Source organism: Acinetobacter sp. PFS20, from assembly GCF_052261015.1.
Classification (GTDB): Bacteria; Pseudomonadota; Gammaproteobacteria; order Pseudomonadales; family Moraxellaceae; genus Acinetobacter.
Genome location: NZ_JBPVZE010000001.1, coordinates 2,537,233 through 2,557,161, shown reverse-complemented (window position 1 = coordinate 2,557,161; position 19,929 = coordinate 2,537,233). Strand labels below are relative to the sequence as shown.

The following is a 19,929-nucleotide window of genomic DNA, read 5'->3' as shown; positions in this document are numbered from 1 at the left end:
TTAGCGAATGATGGCAATTTTTTGCTGTAAGCGTTTGACTAATTGCGACAGCACAAACGAACTACAGAAGTAAACTACAGCGACGATTAAATAGAATGTTGCTTTCGTTTCAGGACCATATGTATTGGCCAATGTATCTGCACGACCTAAAAAGTCTGGTGCACTAATCACATAAACTAATGAGATATCCTGAAATAAAATAATTGTTTGAGTTAACAATACTGGGAGCATGTTACGAAAGGCTTGAGGTAAAACTACATAGCGCATTGATTGACCATAGGTAAAACCTAGCGCATAGCCTGCATTGACCTGACCTCTTGAAATAGACTGAATTCCGGAACGTACAATTTCCGAGAAAAATGCAGCTTCAAAAATAGCAAAAGTCACAACACTTGAAAACAATGGTCCCCAATACGTATCAGATTGAAACTCAAATATTTTTGGCAACAAAAAGTAGAAAATAAAGATCACCTGAATCAGTGGAATACCACGAAACAGATCGACATAAAATTTTGCGAAATTACTTGCGATGGCATTGCTTGATAAACGCATCATTGCCAATGGGGTTCCGATTAGGATACCGCCCATCATGGCCAATACAGTCACGGTCAGGGTAAAAATGAAACCTTCTTTGAGTGCCGCGATCACATCAGGGTTATGTAATAAAGAAAAATCCATAATTACTTCCCTCCTGAACCTAAGCCAGGCACAGCCATTCGTTTCTCAATCCATGCCATGATAAATTTAATACTATAAGTAATAATTAAATAAACAGGCGTAGATAGAATAAGAATAATGATGTCCTGAGAAGTTTCTTCCCGCATGGTTTTTGTATAAGCGAAGAAGTTCAAAACACTCAAAGCATATAAAACAGCCGAGTTCTTGAAAACGTTCATTGCTTCAGAAGTAATCGTTGGCCACACTGTACGATATGCAACAGGTAAAATAACATAACGATAGCTTTGTGCAGTGGTAAAACCCATTGCAGAAGCTGCGAACTTTTGTCCACGAGAAACAGTATTAATACCGGCACGTATGTGTTCAGATACACGCGCAGCAGTGTAAAGACCTAATGCAAAAACACCAATAACTGCAGGTTGCTGATTTAAAATATTTTTCCACCATCCACCTGCAACCACGTCCCCACTGCCTGCACTTAAGCTGTCTGGTAAGAATTCCGGAAAAACAAATGCCCAGAAGAATAGCTGTACAATAAGTGGAATATTACGGAAGATTTCAACGTAACAATTGCCAATAAATGCGAGAGGTTTGTTAGGTAATGTACGAATTACCCCTAGGAGAGAACCTAATAAAAATGCGATAAGAAAGGCTATAACAGCTGTCCAAACCATAGTAAAGACGCCTGAACCTAACATTTGTAACCATGTGGGCGCTTCAGCATGAGCATTGTAGCTTGTACTACCAATTACTCTACAGACTGATTCTGCCCATGCGGCTTTATCGACACCATATTCATTAGACTCCGCACAGAATATAGTCCAGTTTAGCGAGCCGACTGACATGTTTGCCCCTTAAATGAATATCTTTAGGAAAATAGACCGCTTAAGCAAGTGAGTCTCACTTGCTTAAGTAAATTTAGGACAAAAAGATCTTGTTAGATCCCTGCATCTGTTGGGTGAGCTTTTAGTTTTTTATAAGATGAACTTTGTGGCATGTTCAAATTTGTATTTTTTGGTGGAATTGGCGATAAGAACCACTTCTTATATAAAGCGTCCATTTGACCAGTTTTCCATAGATTATTTACAGTACGGTCAGCAATCGCTTTGAATTTTGTATCACCTTTAGCCAGCATAATGCCATAAGGCTCTGATGAAAGTACTGGACCAACAATTGCGAAAGCTTTAGGTGTAGAAGATTTAGCAACTAAGCCAGCTAAAATATTATCATCCATAACAAATGCAGCAGCACGGCCTGACGCCATCATTGCAAACGAGTCAGAATGATCTTTACCATAGATATTTTGGATATTAAGCGCTTGGCCTTTTTCATTCATCTTGATGTATTTATCAGATGTTGTGCCTTGAGTTGTTACAACTGCCTTGCCATTTAAATCTGCCAAACTCTTAATGCCTGAGTTCGCTTTAACTGCCATACGTACTTCTGTCGCATAGTAGTTTGTTGAGAAGCCCACTTGTTCTTGGCGTTGCTTAGAGTTTGTGGTCGTACCACATTCCATATCAATATTACCTGCTAAAAGTTCAGGAATACGTGTTGATGAAGTTACTGCCTTGTATTCAACTTTTAGCCCAGGCATTTTCAATTCTTTTTTAATGTCATTTGCAAACTGGTTACAGATATCGACTGCATAACCTACTGGTTTACCTGCAACAACATATGAAATTGGGTCAGAAGATTCTCGGTGGCCAATAACGATTTTTCCGGTACTTTTAATTTTAGCTAATGTATCTGCTGCCTGAATTTGAGAAGTAGCGCCAACCGTACAAAGCATAAATGTTGAAACAATGAGAGAGGTTGCAGAACGTTTCATAAGAACTCCTTGATGATCATTCTCTCTATTTATCTATAGAATCATTCATATAGAGTAATAGAGTGATTTATTATTAAATTGCAATTATCGCGCCAACTTTTCCAAGTAGGACACATCCATTTGCTTCACTTATTTTATTCAGTCTGTTTTGCAGAGTTAATACCTTTAAAACTGCTAACATGTTTCTACTTTAATCTATGTTTTAATCTTCTGTCTATTATTAAGCTCATCTATTTACACTTTAATGTGGCAATTATTGATTACAATGTAAACATATGCACAATAAAGTGGCTTAACTTCAGCTAAAAACTGTTTTAAAAAAAATTGTATTTTGTGAAAAAACATAAAAATTAAAATTATTAAGTATTTAGACTAAAGTTGAATAATGAGCTAAATGAAGAAATTCCCACAGCAAAATAATATATATAAATGTTTTAATAAAAAGCATTTAGAAAATTGATAGTAATATTTAAGTTAATAACTGACCTTAGAAATATTACAAAAAAGCCCTGATAAAATCAGGGCTTTTTATAAAGTTTAAATTCCTCGCCAATCTACGCGTGCGTTTCTTTCGGTTTGATATATTCTTAAAACATATTGGCCTAGAGGTAAATCAAGCAAATATTTTTGATAGTTGCTCCATTCCTTAGAAACTTCTTCTGCTTCTTCACGCTCCCATGGCGTACCCTTCACCTCTAATAGTGGTGCAAGCATAGAACACACAGAAATATCAGCTAGACTTAAGCGATCGCCCACCATATAACGTGCCTGATTTTCTATTAAGCAGTTATTGAGTTCATTTATGAGTTCATCCATCTGCTCTTTGGACTGACCCACCAACTCCTCTTCAAGTTTATAGTTCTTCTTTACAAGGGTTTTGAGAAAAGGCTTCGATATTTTCTCAAACTGGCGTAAATAGCCTTGTTCACCCATCATAATTTCTAAAGCATGGTCTCCTTGCGCCAATGTATGAGCTAGAGCCCAACGGCGTACATGTATACCAAGCTCATCAGCTAAACTATCAATTTTAAGAGTTTGTTGTCTAAGTTGCTCATCACGACGCAAAAGCGCGTGTTCTGGGTAGGTATCATCCAGATAAAGTGCAATCTTGGTTGATTCAGCAATCCATTGATGGTCATCTTTCAAAATTGGCAATAAATTTTGGCCTGTTTTGAGTTGTGCAAAAGCACGATGAAATCCTGGAATTAAGTTATGAGCCACATAATCAAGTTCTTTATGGTCTAACAACCAGCGAGCTTTCTCACAATAATGGGACAAAGGAAACTGATACAAAACCCGCATAAAATCTCCACGTTTATTTTTATTTGACTATTTGTACAAAAATGGTCGATGGTAAGTAGATACTTTAGAAGCTATTTTTATTTAAAACAATGGATATTGTGCTCATTTTTTGCTGACAGTTAGGTCTATATTTTTTATATCTTTTTTTACCGTACTTATAGCTCTTTTTCATATTAAAACTAATTTTATTATCAGCTTTACGCATAAAAACTATAATTTATTGATTTATAAATACTTTTAATATCTATATTTCTCCATTAAAAATCAAAAAAAATGCTTTGCACTTTATTTCATAAGCTGAGCATAAGTCCTCGTTTAGTGGAAAAATATTTCTTTTGTAAGGTAATGACAGCAATACAAGGTGTCATTATGTCTAATTCTCTATCTAAAACGACGGCATACGTCCAAATCATTCAAAATGATCAACAAGCCATTAATGCTGCTTATCAAGTGGCTGATTATGCTTTAGAGGGTCGTAATACACGTGATCAACAACGCTTATTACCGCATGAGCAAATTGAAAGCTTTAGCCAAAAAGGCTTAGGCGGAATTCGAATTGCGAAAAAATATGGCGGAGCTTTTGTTTCCAATAAAACACTAGCTCAAGTTTTCCGTATTTTAAGTAAAGGTGATGCGAACGTTGGTCAGATTCCACAAAATCAGATTAGCCTTTTAAACCTGATCGAAATTATGGGCACAGAACAACAAAAACAATTTATCTTTTCAGAAATATTAGCTGGTAAACGTCTTGCCAACGGTGGTCCCGAACGAAATACCCATGACTCAAAAACTTTAGAAACCACACTTCAAATTGAAAATGGCAAATATATTTTAAACGGTGAAAAGTTTTATTCGACAGGTACAAGTTTTGCACATTGGCTTGCAATTAAAGCCATTCATCCTGAGGGCCATGTCGTTTTAGTCATTGTTAACCGAGATGCTCAAGGCATTGAAGTCATTAATGACTGGAATGGCTTTGGTCAGCGTACTACAGCGAGTGGTACAGTTAAATTAAATAACGTTGAAGTTAATCCAGATCTCATTTTTGATGAACGCTTATTAACTAAAGCCCCTACTTATCGGGGTGCTTATTCTCAGTTATTACAAGTTGCAATTGATGTAGGTATAGCGGAAGCCGCTTTTGACGATACTTTATCGACTATTCATAAAGCACGTCCAATTATTGATGCAAATGTTGAAAAAGCCAGCTTTGAACATTACACCCTACAAGAAGTGGGTAAGTTAAATATTTTGCTCGACGCGGCCATTTTATTACTCGATGAAGCTGCTGAATATTTAGATGAACTTGACCAACTTCAAACTGTGACTGATGAACAAGTTGCAAAAGCTTCAATTTTGGTTGCTGAAGCGAAAGTCTATGCCAATGATACTGCTCTACAAATTTCTGAAAAATTGCTGGAACTGGGCGGTAGCCGTTCAAGTTTAAGCCAACACAATTTAGATCAACATTGGCGAAATGCCCGTGTACATACTTTACACGACCCTGTTCGCTGGAAATTACATGCTATTGGCAATTATTACCTTAATGGTCATTTCCCTGCCCGCCATGCCTGGATTTAAGGAGAAATTATCATGACTTCATATCAATCGGTTCAAACAAAACAAACATCGGCATCTGGCCAAGCACACATTATTCAAAATGATGCTGAAGCTTTAGAAGTTGCAAAACAGTTTGCTGAGCAATTTAAAAAAACCGCAGTTGAACGAGACTCTAAACGAATTTTACCGTATACCGAAATCGATGCTTTAAGCCAATCAGGGCTTTGGGCAATTACAGTGCCAAAGCAATATGGCGGTGCCGAAGTTTCAAGTCATACTGTTGCTAAAGTGATTGCACTTTTAAGCGGTGCAGATGGTTCAATCGGACAAATTCCACAAAACCATTTTTACGCTTTAGAAGTATTGCGCAATACAGGCACAGAAGCTCAAAAACAACGTTTATATGGCGAAGTGTTAAATGGCACTCGCTTTGGTAATGCGCTTGCTGAGTTTAAAACCAAAACTTCAACTCATAAACAAACCAATATCCGTCCTCACGAAAATGGGTATTTGATTCAGGGTGAAAAGTTTTACTGCACAGGAAGTTTATTTGCTCACCGTATTCCAACCTTAGTTTTAGATGATGCAGGTCGAGAGTATCTGGCATTTGTAAAAAGTGGTTCACAAGGTCTAAAGCTTGTAGATGACTGGTCTGGCTTTGGACAGAAAACCACAGGCAGTGGCACAGTTAAATTTGATCAGGTTTTTGTAGATGCGGATGATGTTATTCCTTTTGATACTGCATTTTTACAACCAACCTTAGTGGGCCCTTTTGCCCAAATTATGCATGCATCAATTGAGGTAGGCATTGCACGTGGAGCCTTTGAAGAAAGCTTGCAAAGAGTGCATCAAGCCCGCCCATGGATTGACTCAAATGTAGAAACGGCCAACCAAGATCCTTTAACGATTTATGAATTAGGACGCATTGCCGTAGATGTACGAGCAAGTGAAGTGTTATTAAAACAGGCAGCGCAATCAATTGATGCCGCAAAAATTGAAACCACACCTGAAAGCATTGCAAAAGCATCCATCGATGTGGCCAAAGTACGTGCTCATAGTAGCGATACAGCTCTCAAAGCATCATCGAAACTGATTGAACTTGCTGGTAGTCGTGGAAGTCAGTCACAAGATGGTTTAGACCGTTTCTGGCGCAATGCACGCGTACATACGTTACATGACGCTGCACGCTGGAAATATTACTTTATTGGGAACTATGTTCTTAACGGTGTTCTACCACCTCGTCGGGGGACATTGTAATGACAGATTTTAAAGCGAAAGAAATTTTACTTAATGCCTTTGATATGAACTGTGTCGGGCATATCAATCATGGCTTATGGACACATCCACGTGATGAATCACACCGATTTAATGAACTAAGCTATTGGACAGAACAAGCTAAAACCTTAGAAAGTGGTTTATTTGATGGCTTGTTTATTGCCGATATTACAGGTGTGTATGACGTCTATCAAAACGGTATAGATCTCACTTTAAAAGAGTCTATTCAACTTCCAAGCCATGACCCATCTACACTCATTTCAGCTATGGCAGCAGTCACTCAAAATTTAAGTTTTGGGGTTACTGTGAACTTAAGCTATGAGCATCCGTATCAATTTGCCCGCCGCTTTGCGAGTCTTGACCATTTAACTCAAGGTCGTATTGGCTGGAATATCGTGACAGGTTATCTAGATAGTGCAGAACGTCTAATTGGCCAAAAAGGTTTAAAAGACCACGATGCTCGCTATGAACAAGCCGAAGAGTTTTTAGAACTTTGCTACAAATATTGGGAAGGTTCTTGGGAAAACGACGCAGTTAAAAAAGATAAAGCACGGCGCGTTTTTACAGACCCATCCAAAGTGCACACTATTCACCACCATGGAAAGTATTACCAGAGTGAAGGTGTGTTTCAGGTGTCTCCTTCTATGCAACGTACTCCCACTCTATTTCAAGCAGGCGCTTCACCCAAAGGTATGCAGTTTGCTACTCGTCATGCTGAATGTGTATTTATTGGCGGCGACAAACCCGAAAAAATTCGCGAACAGGTGAAAAAGATTCGTGCTCTTGCCGAACAGCAAGGCCGTTCAGCGGATGACATTAAAGTCTTTGTTGGCATAACCGTTGTTGTTGCCGAAACACATGATCTGGCTGTACAGAAACTTAATGAATATCGTCAGTATGCAAACCCTGAAGCTGGCTTAGCGCATTATGCGAGTTCAACTGGTATTGACTTAAGTAAATTTACCGACGATGAAGCGATTCCTTACCAGAAAAGTAACAGTATTGTTTCGATTACAGAAAAATTTAAAGAGCAACAAATCACAAAAAATGATTTAAAAGCTCAGCATGTTTTAGGTGGTCGTTATCCCCTCATCGTGGGTAGTGGCGAAGAAGTTGCTGAATACTTAATTCATCTTTTAGATGAAACAGATATTGATGGCTTTAATTTGACACGTACCGTTGCACCTGAATCTCACCACGACTTTATTCGCTTGGTTATTCCTGAGCTACAACAACGTGGTCGTTATAAAACTGCATATAAAACGGGTTCTCTGCGGAACAAAATTTTTAATCGGGGTGATCAATTACCAGAACAGCACCCTGTTCAAGCGTTCCGATGTAGTCCCTATAACAACAGCAAAAACCTAACAACAATTGAAGAAATAACCGCTTAAATTTGGAGATAGACATGGCTCAAACAGCCTCTAAAAAATGGCTAGGCGTAGGCTTAGTCGTTGTAGTCCTTTTTGTTGCTTTATTCTTTTGGAATAAACACCGTCAAAGTGGCTCAAATGAACTTGTGATTGGCATTAGCCCACCATTTGCAAAAACCTTACAAGCTGCTGCCGATGAAGCAAAGCAACAAGGCTTAAATGTGAAACTGGTTGAGTTTTCTGACTGGAATACACCAAACATTACTTTAAATCATGGGGATATTGATGCGAACTTTTTCCAGCATCAGCCTTTCTTAGACAATGCGATTAAAGAAACTGGATTTAAATTAAAGGCATTTGCAGTAGGTGCAGCATCACATGTGGGCCTTTATTCAAAGAAATACAAAAGCCTTGATGAATTGCCACAAAACGCACGTGTAGTCATTCCAAATGATCCTGTGAACCAAGGTCGTGCCCTACTACTTTTACAGCAAGCTCAATTAATTACGCTTAAAGATTCAAACAATCATTTATCTGCACTCAAAGATGTTGTTTCAAATCCTAAAAACTTGCAATTCATTGAGGTTGAAGGACCGCAAACTGCTCGTGCAATTGATGATGTTGACTTGGCATTTGGATACCCACACTACTTACGCTTAGCAAAAACAGCTGATCCTGATAGTGCTCTTTTACTTGATGACAATACCAATAAACGTTATGCAATTTTGTTTGTAGTACGTGACGACTATCAGGACAAGGGCGACAAATTAAAGAAATTTGTTGATATCTATCAAAACTCGCCAAAAGTTAAAGCTGTGTTAGATGCTGAGATTGGGCCAAAACTTTGGTTCCCTGGGTGGAAATAAGGAGAATGACAATGGTGAGTTTTGGATCACAAGTTGATTTTTCTCTACCTCATATCAAAATTCGTGGTTTAAATAAGTTTTACCAATCGCAGGGTCAAAAACTGCATGCTTTAAAAGAGATTAACCTTGATATTCCTCAAGGTAAGATTTTAGGCATTATTGGTAAAAGTGGTGCCGGAAAATCTTCCTTACTCCGCACGTTAAATGGCTTAGAACAAGTGAATACAGGCAGTATTCATATTCATCAACAAAACATTGCTGAATTGAGTCATGCCGAGCTTATTCAAACTCGCCAACGAATTGGAATGATTTTTCAACATTTCAATTTGATGTCTGCAAAAACGGTCTGGGAAAATGTGGCATTGCCCTTAAAAGTTTCCAATTACAACAAAGCAGATATCGATCAACGTGTAAATGAAGTTCTAGCACTCGTAGGCCTAGCAGATAAGTCTGGTTACTACCCGTCACAACTTTCAGGCGGACAAAAGCAACGTGTCGGTATTGCACGTGCACTTGTTCACCACCCAGAAATTTTACTTTGTGATGAAGCAACCTCAGCACTTGACCCAGAAAGTACCGCTACTATTTTGGCTTTACTTAAAAAGATTAATCAGGAACTTGGTCTAACGATTGTACTCATCACACACGAAATGCAGGTCATTCGAGAAATATGCGATCAAGTCGTGGTGATTGACCAAGGTGAAATTGTAGAGGCTGGGCAAGTCTGGTCTGTATTTTCACGACCAGAACAACAAATTACTCAAGAATTGTTAAACCTTGAGCAGATCACTCTGCCTTTTAAAATCAATCCTCTACCCGATGAAGATTCGACTCATATTATTGTAAAACTGAAATATGAGGCTGAAGCACATCAAGTACCCGATATTCAAGAACTACTTGCTAGATTTAAAGCACCCGTCAATTTATATCAAAGTCAGGTCGATACCATTCAAGGGCACATTATTGGTTCTCTTTTAGTCGGTATTCCCAACGTAGAAATTGATCTTTCATCTATACGACAAGACGCATCAACTGCAATTGCACAATTTGAGGTACTTGGCTATGCACGACCAGCTCATTGATTTATTAATTACTGGAACTGTAGATACCTTACTCATGGTAGGTGCATCTGCATTTATTGCTTTTTTAATTGGCTTACCGATTGCTGTTGTTTTAGTCAGCACTTCTGAGCACGGCATTCACCCATCGCAAAAGATTAATCAAGCTTTGGGTTGGGTAATCAACATTACTCGCTCTGTACCCTTTCTAATTTTAATGGTTGCACTTATTCCGCTTACTCGCTGGATTGTGGGTACAAGTTATGGCGTTTGGGCAGCCGTTGTTCCATTGACGATTGCGGCAATTCCCTTCTTTGCTCGTATTGCAGAAGTCAGCTTACGTGAAGTCGACCAAGGCTTAATTGAAGCTGCACAGGCCATGGGTTGTAACCGTAAACAAATTATTTGGCATGTGCTTTTACCAGAGGCTTTGCCGGGTATTGTGGCAGGCTTTACCGTGACTATTGTGACTATGATTAACTCCTCTGCGATTGCTGGTGCTATTGGTGCAGGTGGTCTAGGAGACATCGCATATAGATATGGTTATCAACGTTTTGATATGCAAATTATGTTGGCTGTAATTTTTGTGCTCATTGTTTTAGTCATGTTAGTACAAGCGACTGGCGATGCATTAGCCCAGCAACTTGATAAACGTAAAGTTTAAACGCAATACAACCCCGCTCTAGCCATGACTTTGTCATGGCTTTCATGTAAAATCAGCGACAATTTTTAATTTACACATTTGTGAGTGGTTTTCATGGGTTTTAATTGCGGTATTGTTGGTCTGCCAAACGTAGGGAAATCTACCCTTTTCAATGCATTAACGAAAGCAGCGATTGCAGCGGAAAACTTCCCTTTCTGTACCATTGAACCAAACACAGGTATTGTTCCTGTACCAGATCCACGTTTAGACAAACTTGCAGCAATTGTTAAGCCGCAACGTATTTTGCCAACTACAATGGAGTTTGTGGACATTGCAGGTCTTGTTGCTGGCGCATCAAAAGGTGAAGGCTTAGGTAACCAATTCCTTGCTAACATCCGTGAAACTGATGCAATTGCACACGTTGTACGTTGTTTCGAAGACGAAAACGTAATTCACGTAAATGGTAAAATTGATCCATTAGACGACATCGCAACGATTAATACTGAACTTGCGCTTGCCGATCTTGAAACTGTTGCTAAAGCAATTTTACGCTTAACTAAAGTTGCTAAAGGCGGTGACAAAGAAGCTGTAGCAACTAAAGCAGTTTTAGAAAAAATCCAACCTTTACTTGACGAAGGTAAACCAGCTCGCGCGGCTGATTTGTCTGATGACGAACGTAAATTAGTTCGTGGTTTTGGTTTAATGACTTTAAAACCAACCATGTATATTGCAAACGTTGCAGAAGATGGTTTTGAAAACAACCCACACTTAGAAGCAGTTAAAAAACTAGCGGCTGAAGAAAACGCTATCGTTGTTCCTCTTTGCAACCAGATCGAAGCTGAAATTTCATTATTAGAAGATGAAGATCGTGCTGAGTTCTTAGAAGCAATGGGCATGGAAGAACCAGGTTTAAATGTGGTTATTCGTGCAGGTTATGCGCTTTTAGGTTTACAAACTTATTTCACTGCTGGTGTACAAGAAGTTCGTGCATGGACAGTAAAAGTTGGCGCAACCGCTCCTCAAGCAGCTGGTGTGATTCATACTGACTTCGAAAAAGGCTTTATCCGTGCTGAAGTTGTTGCATATGACGACTTCGTACAATACAACGGTGAAAACGGCGCTAAAGAAGCTGGTAAATGGCGTTTAGAAGGTAAAACTTACGTTGTTCAAGATGGTGATGTAATGCACTTCCGTTTTAACGTTTAAGTTAAAGCTAAAAAAAGCCCCAACATATTGGGGCTTTTTTTATATTTATAAGGAATGATTCAGATCCATCATTTCTCGTTTACTACGTGCTTCTTTCAAAATTCGCTCATGTAATGGCTTTCTAAAACCCAGCATAAATATAAATTCTGCCAATACAAATAACGGCCCAATCGCAAGTCCTATTACATCATCCACAAAAGCTGGTTTTTTCTTTTCGAAATAATGCCCAACAAACTGAAAGACCCACCCCACCACAAAGAAGCCAATACTTGCTGCTAACCATTCTCCCCAAGATAATTGAGCAATTTGGCTCGCCAGTGGATAGACAGCGACTAAAAGAATCAGCATGAGTAAACCAAATACTTTATCTAAAATAAAATAATAAATCGTACTAGCCGCAATCAACACTATAGCTAAAGTCAGTTTAAAATCGCCAATATCGACTCCAGCTCTTGCTGTTAAACATAAAATTGAAAACACGATGAGTGGAATACCAATAAAATGCGTCAAAATATTTTTATGATTTAAGTGGTAAGCCGCATATTTGCTAAGCTGTTGCTCCAGATTCGACATGAGTTGTTCCCTATTCATCTACATATAGTCATACTGTACAAATAAGGAAAACTTAAAGTTGTCAGCTATTTGACAAAGTAATGATTTTTTTCATGGATGGCCCCAATATTGGACCTTATTTATATTAACCGACTAAAAGAAAATACATGGTTTAGTGTGCTTCCAGAGGCATTCCAAAACTTTATTTTAGAACATGGTAAGCAAAGAACTTTTGAAAAAAATAGTTATGTTTTCCGTGCCCAAGATGTGTTTGATGGCATTTATACCGTGCTTGAAGGCTCAATTAGCTTAGGTTATGTCGACGTAAATGGTAATGAAGCACTTTCTGCAATTGCTGAACCAATTATGTGGTTTGGTGAAATATCCCTCATTGACCATGAACCGCGCTCGCACGATGCGATTGCTTTGAAAAAAAGTACGGTTCTGCATATTCCTGCCAAGCCCTTAAATGAGCTACTCAAAGAAAATCCCTATTACTGGTACTATTTTGCTCGTTTAACTAGCCAAAAACTCAGATATGTTTTCTTAGAACAGATTGCGATACAAACACGCAGTATTTCTCAAAGGCTTGCTCAGCGTCTTCTATTTATTTTAGAGGGTTATGGTAATCATATTCTTATTCAAGATCATCACATCCATATTTCTCAAGAACAATTGGCAAATATGCTGACCACATCCAGACAGACGATCAACCATGAGTTGAGCCTGCTCGAAAAACAGAAAATCATTAAAATTGCTTTTAGAAAAATTGAGATTCTAGATATTGAGAAATTAAAAGTAGTTGCTCAAGCCCATTCCTAATCTTTGCACAACCAGCTATATGACAAAAACTTAAAACCAAATTAAAAAAATAGATAACGCTGCAAAACAACACATTGTTCAAACTCTATTTCACAAAATAAATGTTTTAAAGCAGATATTTTCATTTTACACTCAAGCTGAGCAATAATACTCAACAAGGCGCTGATTAACATGAAAAAATTATCAACAATTCTTACAGCTGGCGTATTGGCTATGTTAAGTGTTTCGGCATTTGCATGTCCAAAAGGAACTCAATTACAAGGTGGTACAGGGCCAAATCATAAGGGCGGAAAATGTGTTGCTGCACACGGCAAAGCAACTGCTAAAAAAGAAGCAGTAAAAGCAAAACAAGATGTTAAAAAAGATATGACTGAACAAAAGCATGAAGCAATGATGAAATCTATGCATGCTCAACATGAATCACAGCAAATGACTCATCAAATGAAACAAGATGCAGTGAAAACAGCAAACACAGCTAAAGCTGCGGCGAAGCCGTAATTAATATTCACTCATTATCGTTTTAAAAGCAAAAAAGCGAGATTGATCCTCTCGCTTTTTTATATTTATAATTTTTTATTTTGGCGAAGTATTTCCAAGATTTGGCGTATCGATCGCATCCTTACATTGGGCTTTATCTCGCTCATAATCTGCTTGTTTCTTAGCAACTGAATCATTATTTTCAAGCGTTTCGCGTGCCCACACATCTAGACTCGTTAAAGCTTTACGACAAAGTGCATATTTCCCTTCTGTCACGGAATCAGTCATTTTCACATTAATACGCCAGTCTGTACTCAATTGACGTAAAGGTTTGCGAACTTTGTCATCGATTTGACTCAGCTGTTTTTCATAAACCAAATGCTCAACAGTATTAATCAATGTCCATGCTTTTTGAGCATAAACAGTTGCATCATTGGTTAGTTTAGGTGCTGGCTTAATTTCTACTTTTTTTTCTGGCTCATGATTACCATTGTCACAGCCCTGCAATGTAAAAATACCTGCACTCAACATGGCGATATAAACTAAACGAATCTTTGCGTTGAACATAGCAAACTGCCGATTAAACATTTCGGCACTATGCTATTAAATTCGGCTACAATACTCAATCTTTCAAGTATTTTTATCATTTGGTTTATTGCCAAGGTGTATTGTGTCCGAACAACAATTGATGCCTGCCCAAACAGCAACTTTTTGGCAAGGCGCCAAAGATAGCCAAGCTATCGTACTCACCTATTTACCCGTTTCTTTTGCCTTTGGTGTTTCTGCATCTCAGTTTGGTTTTGCACCATGGGAAGCATTTTTTCTATCTTGTTCAATGTATGCTGGAGCCAGCCAGTTCTTAGTTGTCGCACTTCTAGCCAGTGGTTCATCTATCTGGTTAACTGCATTAACAGTTATTGCACTTGATATTCGCCATGTACTTTATGGACCAGCTTTATACAACTTGATTCCAAACAAATTAAATCTTAAAAAAACTGCGGTATGGGCTTGGGGCTTAACCGATGAAGTTTTTGCCAGTGGAATGATTCAACTTTCACAGCGCAGACAACAATGGTCCGAGTCTTGGATGTTAGGCTTGAGTCTATTTAGTTGGATGGCTTGGGCAACTGGTTCATTGTTAGGGGGATTATTTGCAGATCAAGTGTCTCATCTTCCAAAGTTTTTACAAGCAGCCTTAGACTTCTTATTGCCTGCTTTATTCTTAAGTTTTTTATTAGCAGCATTTGAGCGAAAGCATAGCCTTGTAGTTGCTGTATCTTTGGTTGTTTCAGCGTTGTCCTGCTATTGGATTAACCTATCGGCGGCTATTTTTATTGGTATTCTTTCAGGCATTTTAGCCGGCTTGTTTAAACATTATGTGCTGAAACAACAAGAAGAGGTCGAAGTTTAAAATGAATCTAGAAATTATTCTGGTTGGCATCATTGTTGGTATTGCTAATTTCGCCTCACGTTTTGGACCATTCTTTGTTATACAAAAGCTACAAGGTACACAGCAAAGACGCGGTTCAGTCTGGCTAAAAATTGCTTTGGGTTGTATTGGTATATCTGCAATTAGCGCCATGCTTGTTGTGGCCACCCTTCCACCACTTCTTGAAAATCCAGATAAAAGCTTAGCCATGCTTATTGGCTTTCTGGTTTTAGCAGGTCTTTATTTTAAATTTAAGAAAATTGTTCCGGCAACGTTAACTGCCGCAATTGTTTATGGCGTAATCTATACTTATTTACCTTTATAAATAGATAAACTGATCTTCCTTATATAAAATAAAACCTAGCCAGAAGCCTTTAAGATTGAAACTTCTGGCGTAAAAATCTAATTTTTGAATTGATTAAAAAGATAATCTTACCTACTTAATAGAGATAAAAATGTCACAAGTTAAAATTTACGCAAATGAACAAACGATTATGCAATATAGAGAATTGCTTTCTCATGCAATCCATCAAGCGCTCATTGAAGAATTGAAATATCCTATCGAGAAAAGATTTCAACGTTTTATCAGTCTTAAGCCTGGAAATTTTATCTATCCTTCTGACCGCAGCCAACACTACATTATTATCGAACTCTCAATGTTTGCAGGACGTAGCGCGGCTACTAAGAAACAACTCATTCAAACTTTATTTCGCAATATTGAACAACAATGCAAAATAGCTCCGCAAGATATTGAAATTACGATTTTTGAAACCCCTAAAGAAAATTGGGGTATTCGCGGCAAAAATGCAGATGAGTTACTTTTAAACTATCAAGTTAATATCTAAAAAGTCACATCTTAATTGTCCGACAAAATTAATTTTTTTATGTGTGATAAAGCTTAACTCCCTCATAAGTTCTGCTATGCTTAAAAAAATAATTTTGTCAGGATGATTCGCATGAGCGTGACACTCGGTACCCCACTTCAATCTTCTGCATTTAAAGTTTTATTGTTAGGTTCAGGAGAGCTTGGCAAAGAAGTTGTAATTTCTTTACAACGTCTTGGTGTAGAAGTACATGCAGCCGACCGTTATGATCATGCACCAGCCATGCAAGTTGCACATTTTTCTTATGTGTTAAATATGGCTAATCCAACTGAGTTAAAACAACTCATCGAGAAAATTAAACCGAATTTAATTGTGCCAGAAATTGAAGCCATCGCTACAGAAGTTTTGCTTGAAATTGAAGCGAGCCAAACTGCCACGGTTATTCCTTCTGCTAAAGCTGTAAACCTGACCATGAACCGTGAAGGCATTCGTCGTCTTGCAGCTGAAGAACTTGGTTTACCTACCTCTGCTTACCGCTTTGCTGACTCACTAGAAAGCTTCCGTGCTGCTTGTGACGATATTGGTTATCCAAACTTTGTAAAACCAGTCATGTCATCTTCAGGTAAAGGTCAGTCTCGTGTAAAAAGTTTCGATGAAGTCGATGCTGCTTGGGAATATGCGATGCAAGGTGGTCGTGTTAACCAAGGTACGGTCATCATTGAATCTCAAATTGATTTTGATTTTGAAATTACATTACTTACCGTTCGTGCTAAAAATCCTGAAACTGGCGAAATCGAAACTCACTACTGTGATCCAATTGGTCACCGCCAAGATGCCGGTGATTATGTAGAAAGCTGGCAGCCTCAACCAATGACTGCGGCTGCACTTGAAGAAGCAAAACGTATTGCAAATAAAGTGACAACAGCACTGGGTGGTTGTGGTATTTTTGGTGTAGAGCTATTTATTAAAGGCGACAAGGTCTGGTTTAGTGAAGTTTCTCCTCGTCCACATGATACTGGCCTAGTGACTTTAGCATCACAATTTCAAAGCGAATTTGAACTGCACGCTCGTGCAATTTTAGGATTGCCAGTAAATACAGCTCGTCATAGTGTTGCTGCTAGTGCAGTTATTTATGCTGGTGTAGATGCCAACAATTTAAGCTACAGCGGCTTAAATACGGCATTAGCCAACCCAAATACCGACTTACGCTTGTTTGGTAAACCAGAAGGTTTCAAACGACGTCGTATGGGTGTAGCAACTGCTCGTGCAGAAAATACTGATCTTGCTCGTACTTTAGCGAAAGAAACCGCTGATCAAGTAAGCGTAAAAACCAACTCTTAATATTTACTTTTTGGTAGACCCATTTTCATGATCAATACATCGCCATTGCTGAACTACGTTACAAGCCATCATGATATTAAAGCCATTAATCAATGGCGAACGGATGTAGAAAAGCAATTGCAGGATTCATATGAAAATGGGCAATCTATCCGGGAAGTCATTAAAGCACGCTCAGACCTCGTTGATGAAGCACTGATCTTTTTATGGAAACATGCTGAACTTGATCAGACAGGGCTAGGTCTTTTTGCTGTAGGTGGTTATGGGCGCCGTGAAATGTTGCCCTATTCCGACGTTGATATCATGATTTTATCGGAACATGAAATTAACGAAGAAAATGAAAAACGCATTTCCACATTCATTTCCTCTTTATGGGATGTTGGTAATTTCAAACCCGGTATTAGCGTTCGCACCATTCAAAGTTGTGTTGAACAAGCTGCTACCGATTTAACTGTTGCAACTACACTCATCGAAGCTCGTTTAATTACCGGTAATAGTCAACTTGCAAAATGGCCACGTCGTATTGTTTCGCAAACGTGGACAGACAAAACCTTTTTTGATGCAAAAATGGCTGAACAAGCTAAGCGTTACCACCAACACAACAATACTGAAAGCAATTTAGAACCTGACATTAAAAATGCGCCTGGCGGCATTCGTGATATTAACCAGATTGGTTGGATTGCTAAACGTCATTTCCGCGTAAACCGCATTTATGACTTAGTTCATTTAGGCTTTATTTCAGAATTTGAATTAAACGTTTTAGAAGAAGCTGAAAGTTTTCTTTGGGAAATTCGTCACCATTTACATCGCTTAGCGAAGCGTGATGAAAACCGTCTTCTGTTCGATCATCAAAGAGAAATTGCGGCTCAATTTGGTTACGCTCGTCAAGAAGGTCAGCCTGTAAACTACGGTGTCGAGCAGTTCATGAAACGCTACTACCGTACGGCTCAACAGGTTTCAACACTCAATGAAATGTTATTGGCCTACTTTAGCGAATCAGTTATTACTCCGCGCTTACCAAATTACGAACGTAAAATTGAAGTCGTTAATGACCACTTTAAGATTGTCGACAATAAACTTGCCGTACAGCACCACAAAATCTTCGCAGAACATCCAAGTGCTATTTTAGAACTATTCTATATTTTGGCTAATCGACCAGATATTGAAGGTATTCGCGCTCGTACTTTACGCTTACTTATTCTTGCTGCAAAACGTATTAACCAAAATTTTCGAGATAACCCTGAGCATCAAGCACTATTTATGTCGATTATTCGCTCACCTTATCGTCTATACGACACTTTGGTAGCGATGAAACGATATGGTGTTTTAGGAAACTATATTCCAGCCTTTGGTCAAATTATGGGTCTTATGCAATATGACCTATTCCATATCTATACAGTTGATGCTCACACATTATTATTACTGCGCAATTTAAACCGTTTTAAAGAACCTGAATTTGCCAAAGAATTCCCTGTTGTAAGCTCAGTTTTCCAACGTCTCGCTCGTCAAGATATTGTATTTATAGCTGCATTATTTCATGACATTGCCAAAGGTCGCGGTGGAGACCATAGTGAACTTGGTGCAGAAGACGCGATCGAGTTTGGACGTGCGCACGGTTTTACAGAGCGTGAATGTAAATTAATTGCATGGCTCATCCACAACCATTTGCTCATGTCGCTAACAGCTCAGAAAAAGGATATTTCCGATCCGGATGTTGTTAAAGATTTTGCCGAAAAACTTGGCGATATGGAACATCTTGATTATTTATATACCTTAACAGTTGCAGATATTAATGCGACAAATCCAAAACTGTGGAATACATGGCGTGCCTCGCTTATGCGTCAACTTTATACGCATGCCCGTGATGTCATTCGTACAGGTTTAAGTCGTCCTGTTGACTATCAAATGCTGATTGAAGACACCAAATTTGCAGCAAGCGAATTACTGGTAAATAACTTCTCATTGGCAGACGTTGAAAAAGTATGGCAAGAACTGGGCGATGAATACTTCATTAAAGAATCGGCAGATGAAATTGCATGGCACACTCAAGCAATTTTGAAACACGGCGATAATCCAGAGCCATTAGTACTATTACGTGCTCACCGTAAAGCTGCCCAAGATGCCGTGCAGATCTTTATATATACGCGCGACCAACCCAACCTTTTTGCAACGACTGTGGCAGTTTTAGACCGCATGAACTTAGACGTTCAGGATGCAAAAATTATCACAGCAAGTACCGCATTTAGTTTAGACACCTATGTGGTGCTGGATCGCTTTGGTACATTGCTAACCGACCCCGAACGCGAAGAAACGGTTAAAACTGCATTAGTGAAGGCGCTTAGTCAGCCAGATCAATATCCGGGACTTATGCAACGCCGTATTCCACGTCAACTACGTCACTTCGATATCGAAAATACAGTTGACGTAACATTGAATGAAGCGTTACAGCAAAACATGGTTGAAATTTCAACACTCGATCACCCTGGCCTACTTGCACGTGTAGGTGGCTTATTTATGATGCAAGGTTTAGACATCCATTCAGCTAGAATTGCAACTTTAGGTGAACGTGCAGAAGATATTTTCTTTGTCACAAAAAAAGATGGAAAACCGTTAAATAACGAAGAGGTTAAACTCTTCTCGGAAAAGCTTAAAGCTGCATTAGATGAAGCATCTAATCAAATTTGTCAGCACTGAA

At 38.6% G+C, this 19,929-nt stretch carries 20 protein-coding genes; 14 read left to right on the top strand and 6 right to left on the bottom strand.

Annotated elements, in window-relative coordinates; all coding sequences use genetic code 11:
• The 4 genes from ACS125_RS12050 to ACS125_RS12035 form a co-directional block, all read right to left on the bottom strand.
• The gene (locus ACS125_RS12050; RefSeq protein WP_004792846.1) at positions 1–678 is read right to left on the bottom strand and encodes an amino acid ABC transporter permease; all 678 of its coding nucleotides are present in this window, start codon (positions 676–678) and stop codon (positions 1–3) included.
• Between the two features lie 2 nt (positions 679–680).
• Positions 681–1,523, bottom strand: coding sequence for an amino acid ABC transporter permease (locus tag ACS125_RS12045; RefSeq protein WP_004792848.1), 843 nt, complete (start codon positions 1,521–1,523; stop codon positions 681–683).
• 92 nt (positions 1,524–1,615) lie between these two features.
• Positions 1,616–2,509, bottom strand: a complete 894-nt coding sequence (locus ACS125_RS12040) for an amino acid ABC transporter substrate-binding protein (RefSeq protein ID WP_004792851.1) — start codon at positions 2,507–2,509, stop codon at positions 1,616–1,618.
• A 537-nt stretch (positions 2,510–3,046) separates the two neighbouring features.
• Entirely contained in the window at positions 3,047–3,811 is a 765-nt protein-coding gene (locus ACS125_RS12035; protein WP_443272354.1) for a glutathione S-transferase family protein, read from the bottom strand.
• 345 nt (positions 3,812–4,156) lie between these two features.
• On the opposite strand from ACS125_RS12035, the gene ACS125_RS12030 reads away from it, so the two are divergent.
• From ACS125_RS12030 to ychF, 7 genes are all read left to right on the top strand, one after another.
• On the top strand, positions 4,157–5,392 hold the full coding sequence (locus tag ACS125_RS12030; protein WP_443272352.1) for an SfnB family sulfur acquisition oxidoreductase: 1,236 nt from the start codon (positions 4,157–4,159) through the stop codon (positions 5,390–5,392).
• A 12-nt stretch (positions 5,393–5,404) separates the two neighbouring features.
• The gene (locus ACS125_RS12025; RefSeq protein ID WP_111853724.1) at positions 5,405–6,628 is read left to right on the top strand and encodes an SfnB family sulfur acquisition oxidoreductase; all 1,224 of its coding nucleotides are present in this window, start codon (positions 5,405–5,407) and stop codon (positions 6,626–6,628) included.
• On the top strand, positions 6,628–8,040 hold the full coding sequence (locus ACS125_RS12020) for an LLM class flavin-dependent oxidoreductase (RefSeq protein WP_443272350.1): 1,413 nt from the start codon (positions 6,628–6,630) through the stop codon (positions 8,038–8,040). Before ACS125_RS12025 ends, ACS125_RS12020 begins: the two co-directional genes overlap by 1 nt.
• Before the next feature lie 14 nt (positions 8,041–8,054).
• A complete protein-coding gene (locus tag ACS125_RS12015; protein WP_443272348.1) occupies positions 8,055–8,885 on the top strand; it encodes a MetQ/NlpA family ABC transporter substrate-binding protein in 831 nt (276 codons plus the stop codon).
• Between the two features lie 5 nt (positions 8,886–8,890).
• Positions 8,891–9,967 (top strand): methionine ABC transporter ATP-binding protein, encoded by a 1,077-nt coding sequence (locus ACS125_RS12010; RefSeq protein WP_443272346.1) that lies wholly within the window; start codon positions 8,891–8,893, stop codon positions 9,965–9,967.
• Positions 9,948–10,607 (top strand): methionine ABC transporter permease, encoded by a 660-nt coding sequence (locus ACS125_RS12005; protein ID WP_004792864.1) that lies wholly within the window; start codon positions 9,948–9,950, stop codon positions 10,605–10,607. The genes ACS125_RS12010 and ACS125_RS12005 overlap by 20 nt, the downstream gene beginning before the upstream one ends.
• A 93-nt stretch (positions 10,608–10,700) precedes the next feature.
• Entirely contained in the window at positions 10,701–11,792 is a 1,092-nt protein-coding gene (gene ychF, locus ACS125_RS12000) for a redox-regulated ATPase YchF (RefSeq protein ID WP_002050104.1), read from the top strand.
• 45 nt (positions 11,793–11,837) lie between these two features.
• Here ychF and ACS125_RS11995 read toward each other — a convergent pair whose 3' ends face one another.
• Positions 11,838–12,365 (bottom strand): Mpo1 family 2-hydroxy fatty acid dioxygenase, encoded by a 528-nt coding sequence (locus ACS125_RS11995; protein WP_443272343.1) that lies wholly within the window; start codon positions 12,363–12,365, stop codon positions 11,838–11,840.
• Between the two features lie 96 nt (positions 12,366–12,461).
• Between ACS125_RS11995 and ACS125_RS11990 the strand changes: the two genes are divergently transcribed.
• The gene (locus ACS125_RS11990) at positions 12,462–13,166 is read left to right on the top strand and encodes a Crp/Fnr family transcriptional regulator (protein ID WP_443272341.1); all 705 of its coding nucleotides are present in this window, start codon (positions 12,462–12,464) and stop codon (positions 13,164–13,166) included.
• Positions 13,167–13,337: 171 nt separating this feature from the next.
• Complete coding sequence (locus ACS125_RS11985) at positions 13,338–13,664, top strand: hypothetical protein (RefSeq protein WP_151962643.1); 327 nt, start codon at positions 13,338–13,340, stop codon at positions 13,662–13,664.
• A 75-nt stretch (positions 13,665–13,739) separates the two neighbouring features.
• Here ACS125_RS11985 and ACS125_RS11980 read toward each other — a convergent pair whose 3' ends face one another.
• Positions 13,740–14,210, bottom strand: a complete 471-nt coding sequence (locus tag ACS125_RS11980; protein WP_443272339.1) for a hypothetical protein — start codon at positions 14,208–14,210, stop codon at positions 13,740–13,742.
• A gap of 121 nt (positions 14,211–14,331) precedes the next feature.
• On the opposite strand from ACS125_RS11980, the gene ACS125_RS11975 reads away from it, so the two are divergent.
• The 5 genes from ACS125_RS11975 (at position 14,332) to glnD (ending at position 19,928) form a co-directional block, all read left to right on the top strand.
• On the top strand, positions 14,332–15,054 hold the full coding sequence (locus ACS125_RS11975; RefSeq protein ID WP_443273963.1) for an AzlC family ABC transporter permease: 723 nt from the start codon (positions 14,332–14,334) through the stop codon (positions 15,052–15,054).
• A gap of 1 nt (position 15,055) precedes the next feature.
• Positions 15,056–15,397, top strand: coding sequence for an L-valine transporter subunit YgaH (ygaH, locus tag ACS125_RS11970; protein ID WP_443272337.1), 342 nt, complete (start codon positions 15,056–15,058; stop codon positions 15,395–15,397).
• A 130-nt stretch (positions 15,398–15,527) separates the two neighbouring features.
• The gene (locus ACS125_RS11965) at positions 15,528–15,917 is read left to right on the top strand and encodes a tautomerase family protein (protein WP_005304505.1); all 390 of its coding nucleotides are present in this window, start codon (positions 15,528–15,530) and stop codon (positions 15,915–15,917) included.
• Positions 15,918–16,019: 102 nt separating this feature from the next.
• Positions 16,020–17,237, top strand: coding sequence for a formate-dependent phosphoribosylglycinamide formyltransferase (gene purT, locus ACS125_RS11960; protein WP_238611132.1), 1,218 nt, complete (start codon positions 16,020–16,022; stop codon positions 17,235–17,237).
• Positions 17,238–17,264: 27 nt separating this feature from the next.
• Positions 17,265–19,928 (top strand): [protein-PII] uridylyltransferase, encoded by a 2,664-nt coding sequence (gene glnD, locus ACS125_RS11955; RefSeq protein WP_005304499.1) that lies wholly within the window; start codon positions 17,265–17,267, stop codon positions 19,926–19,928.
• The last annotated feature ends 1 nt before the right edge of the window (position 19,929 follow it).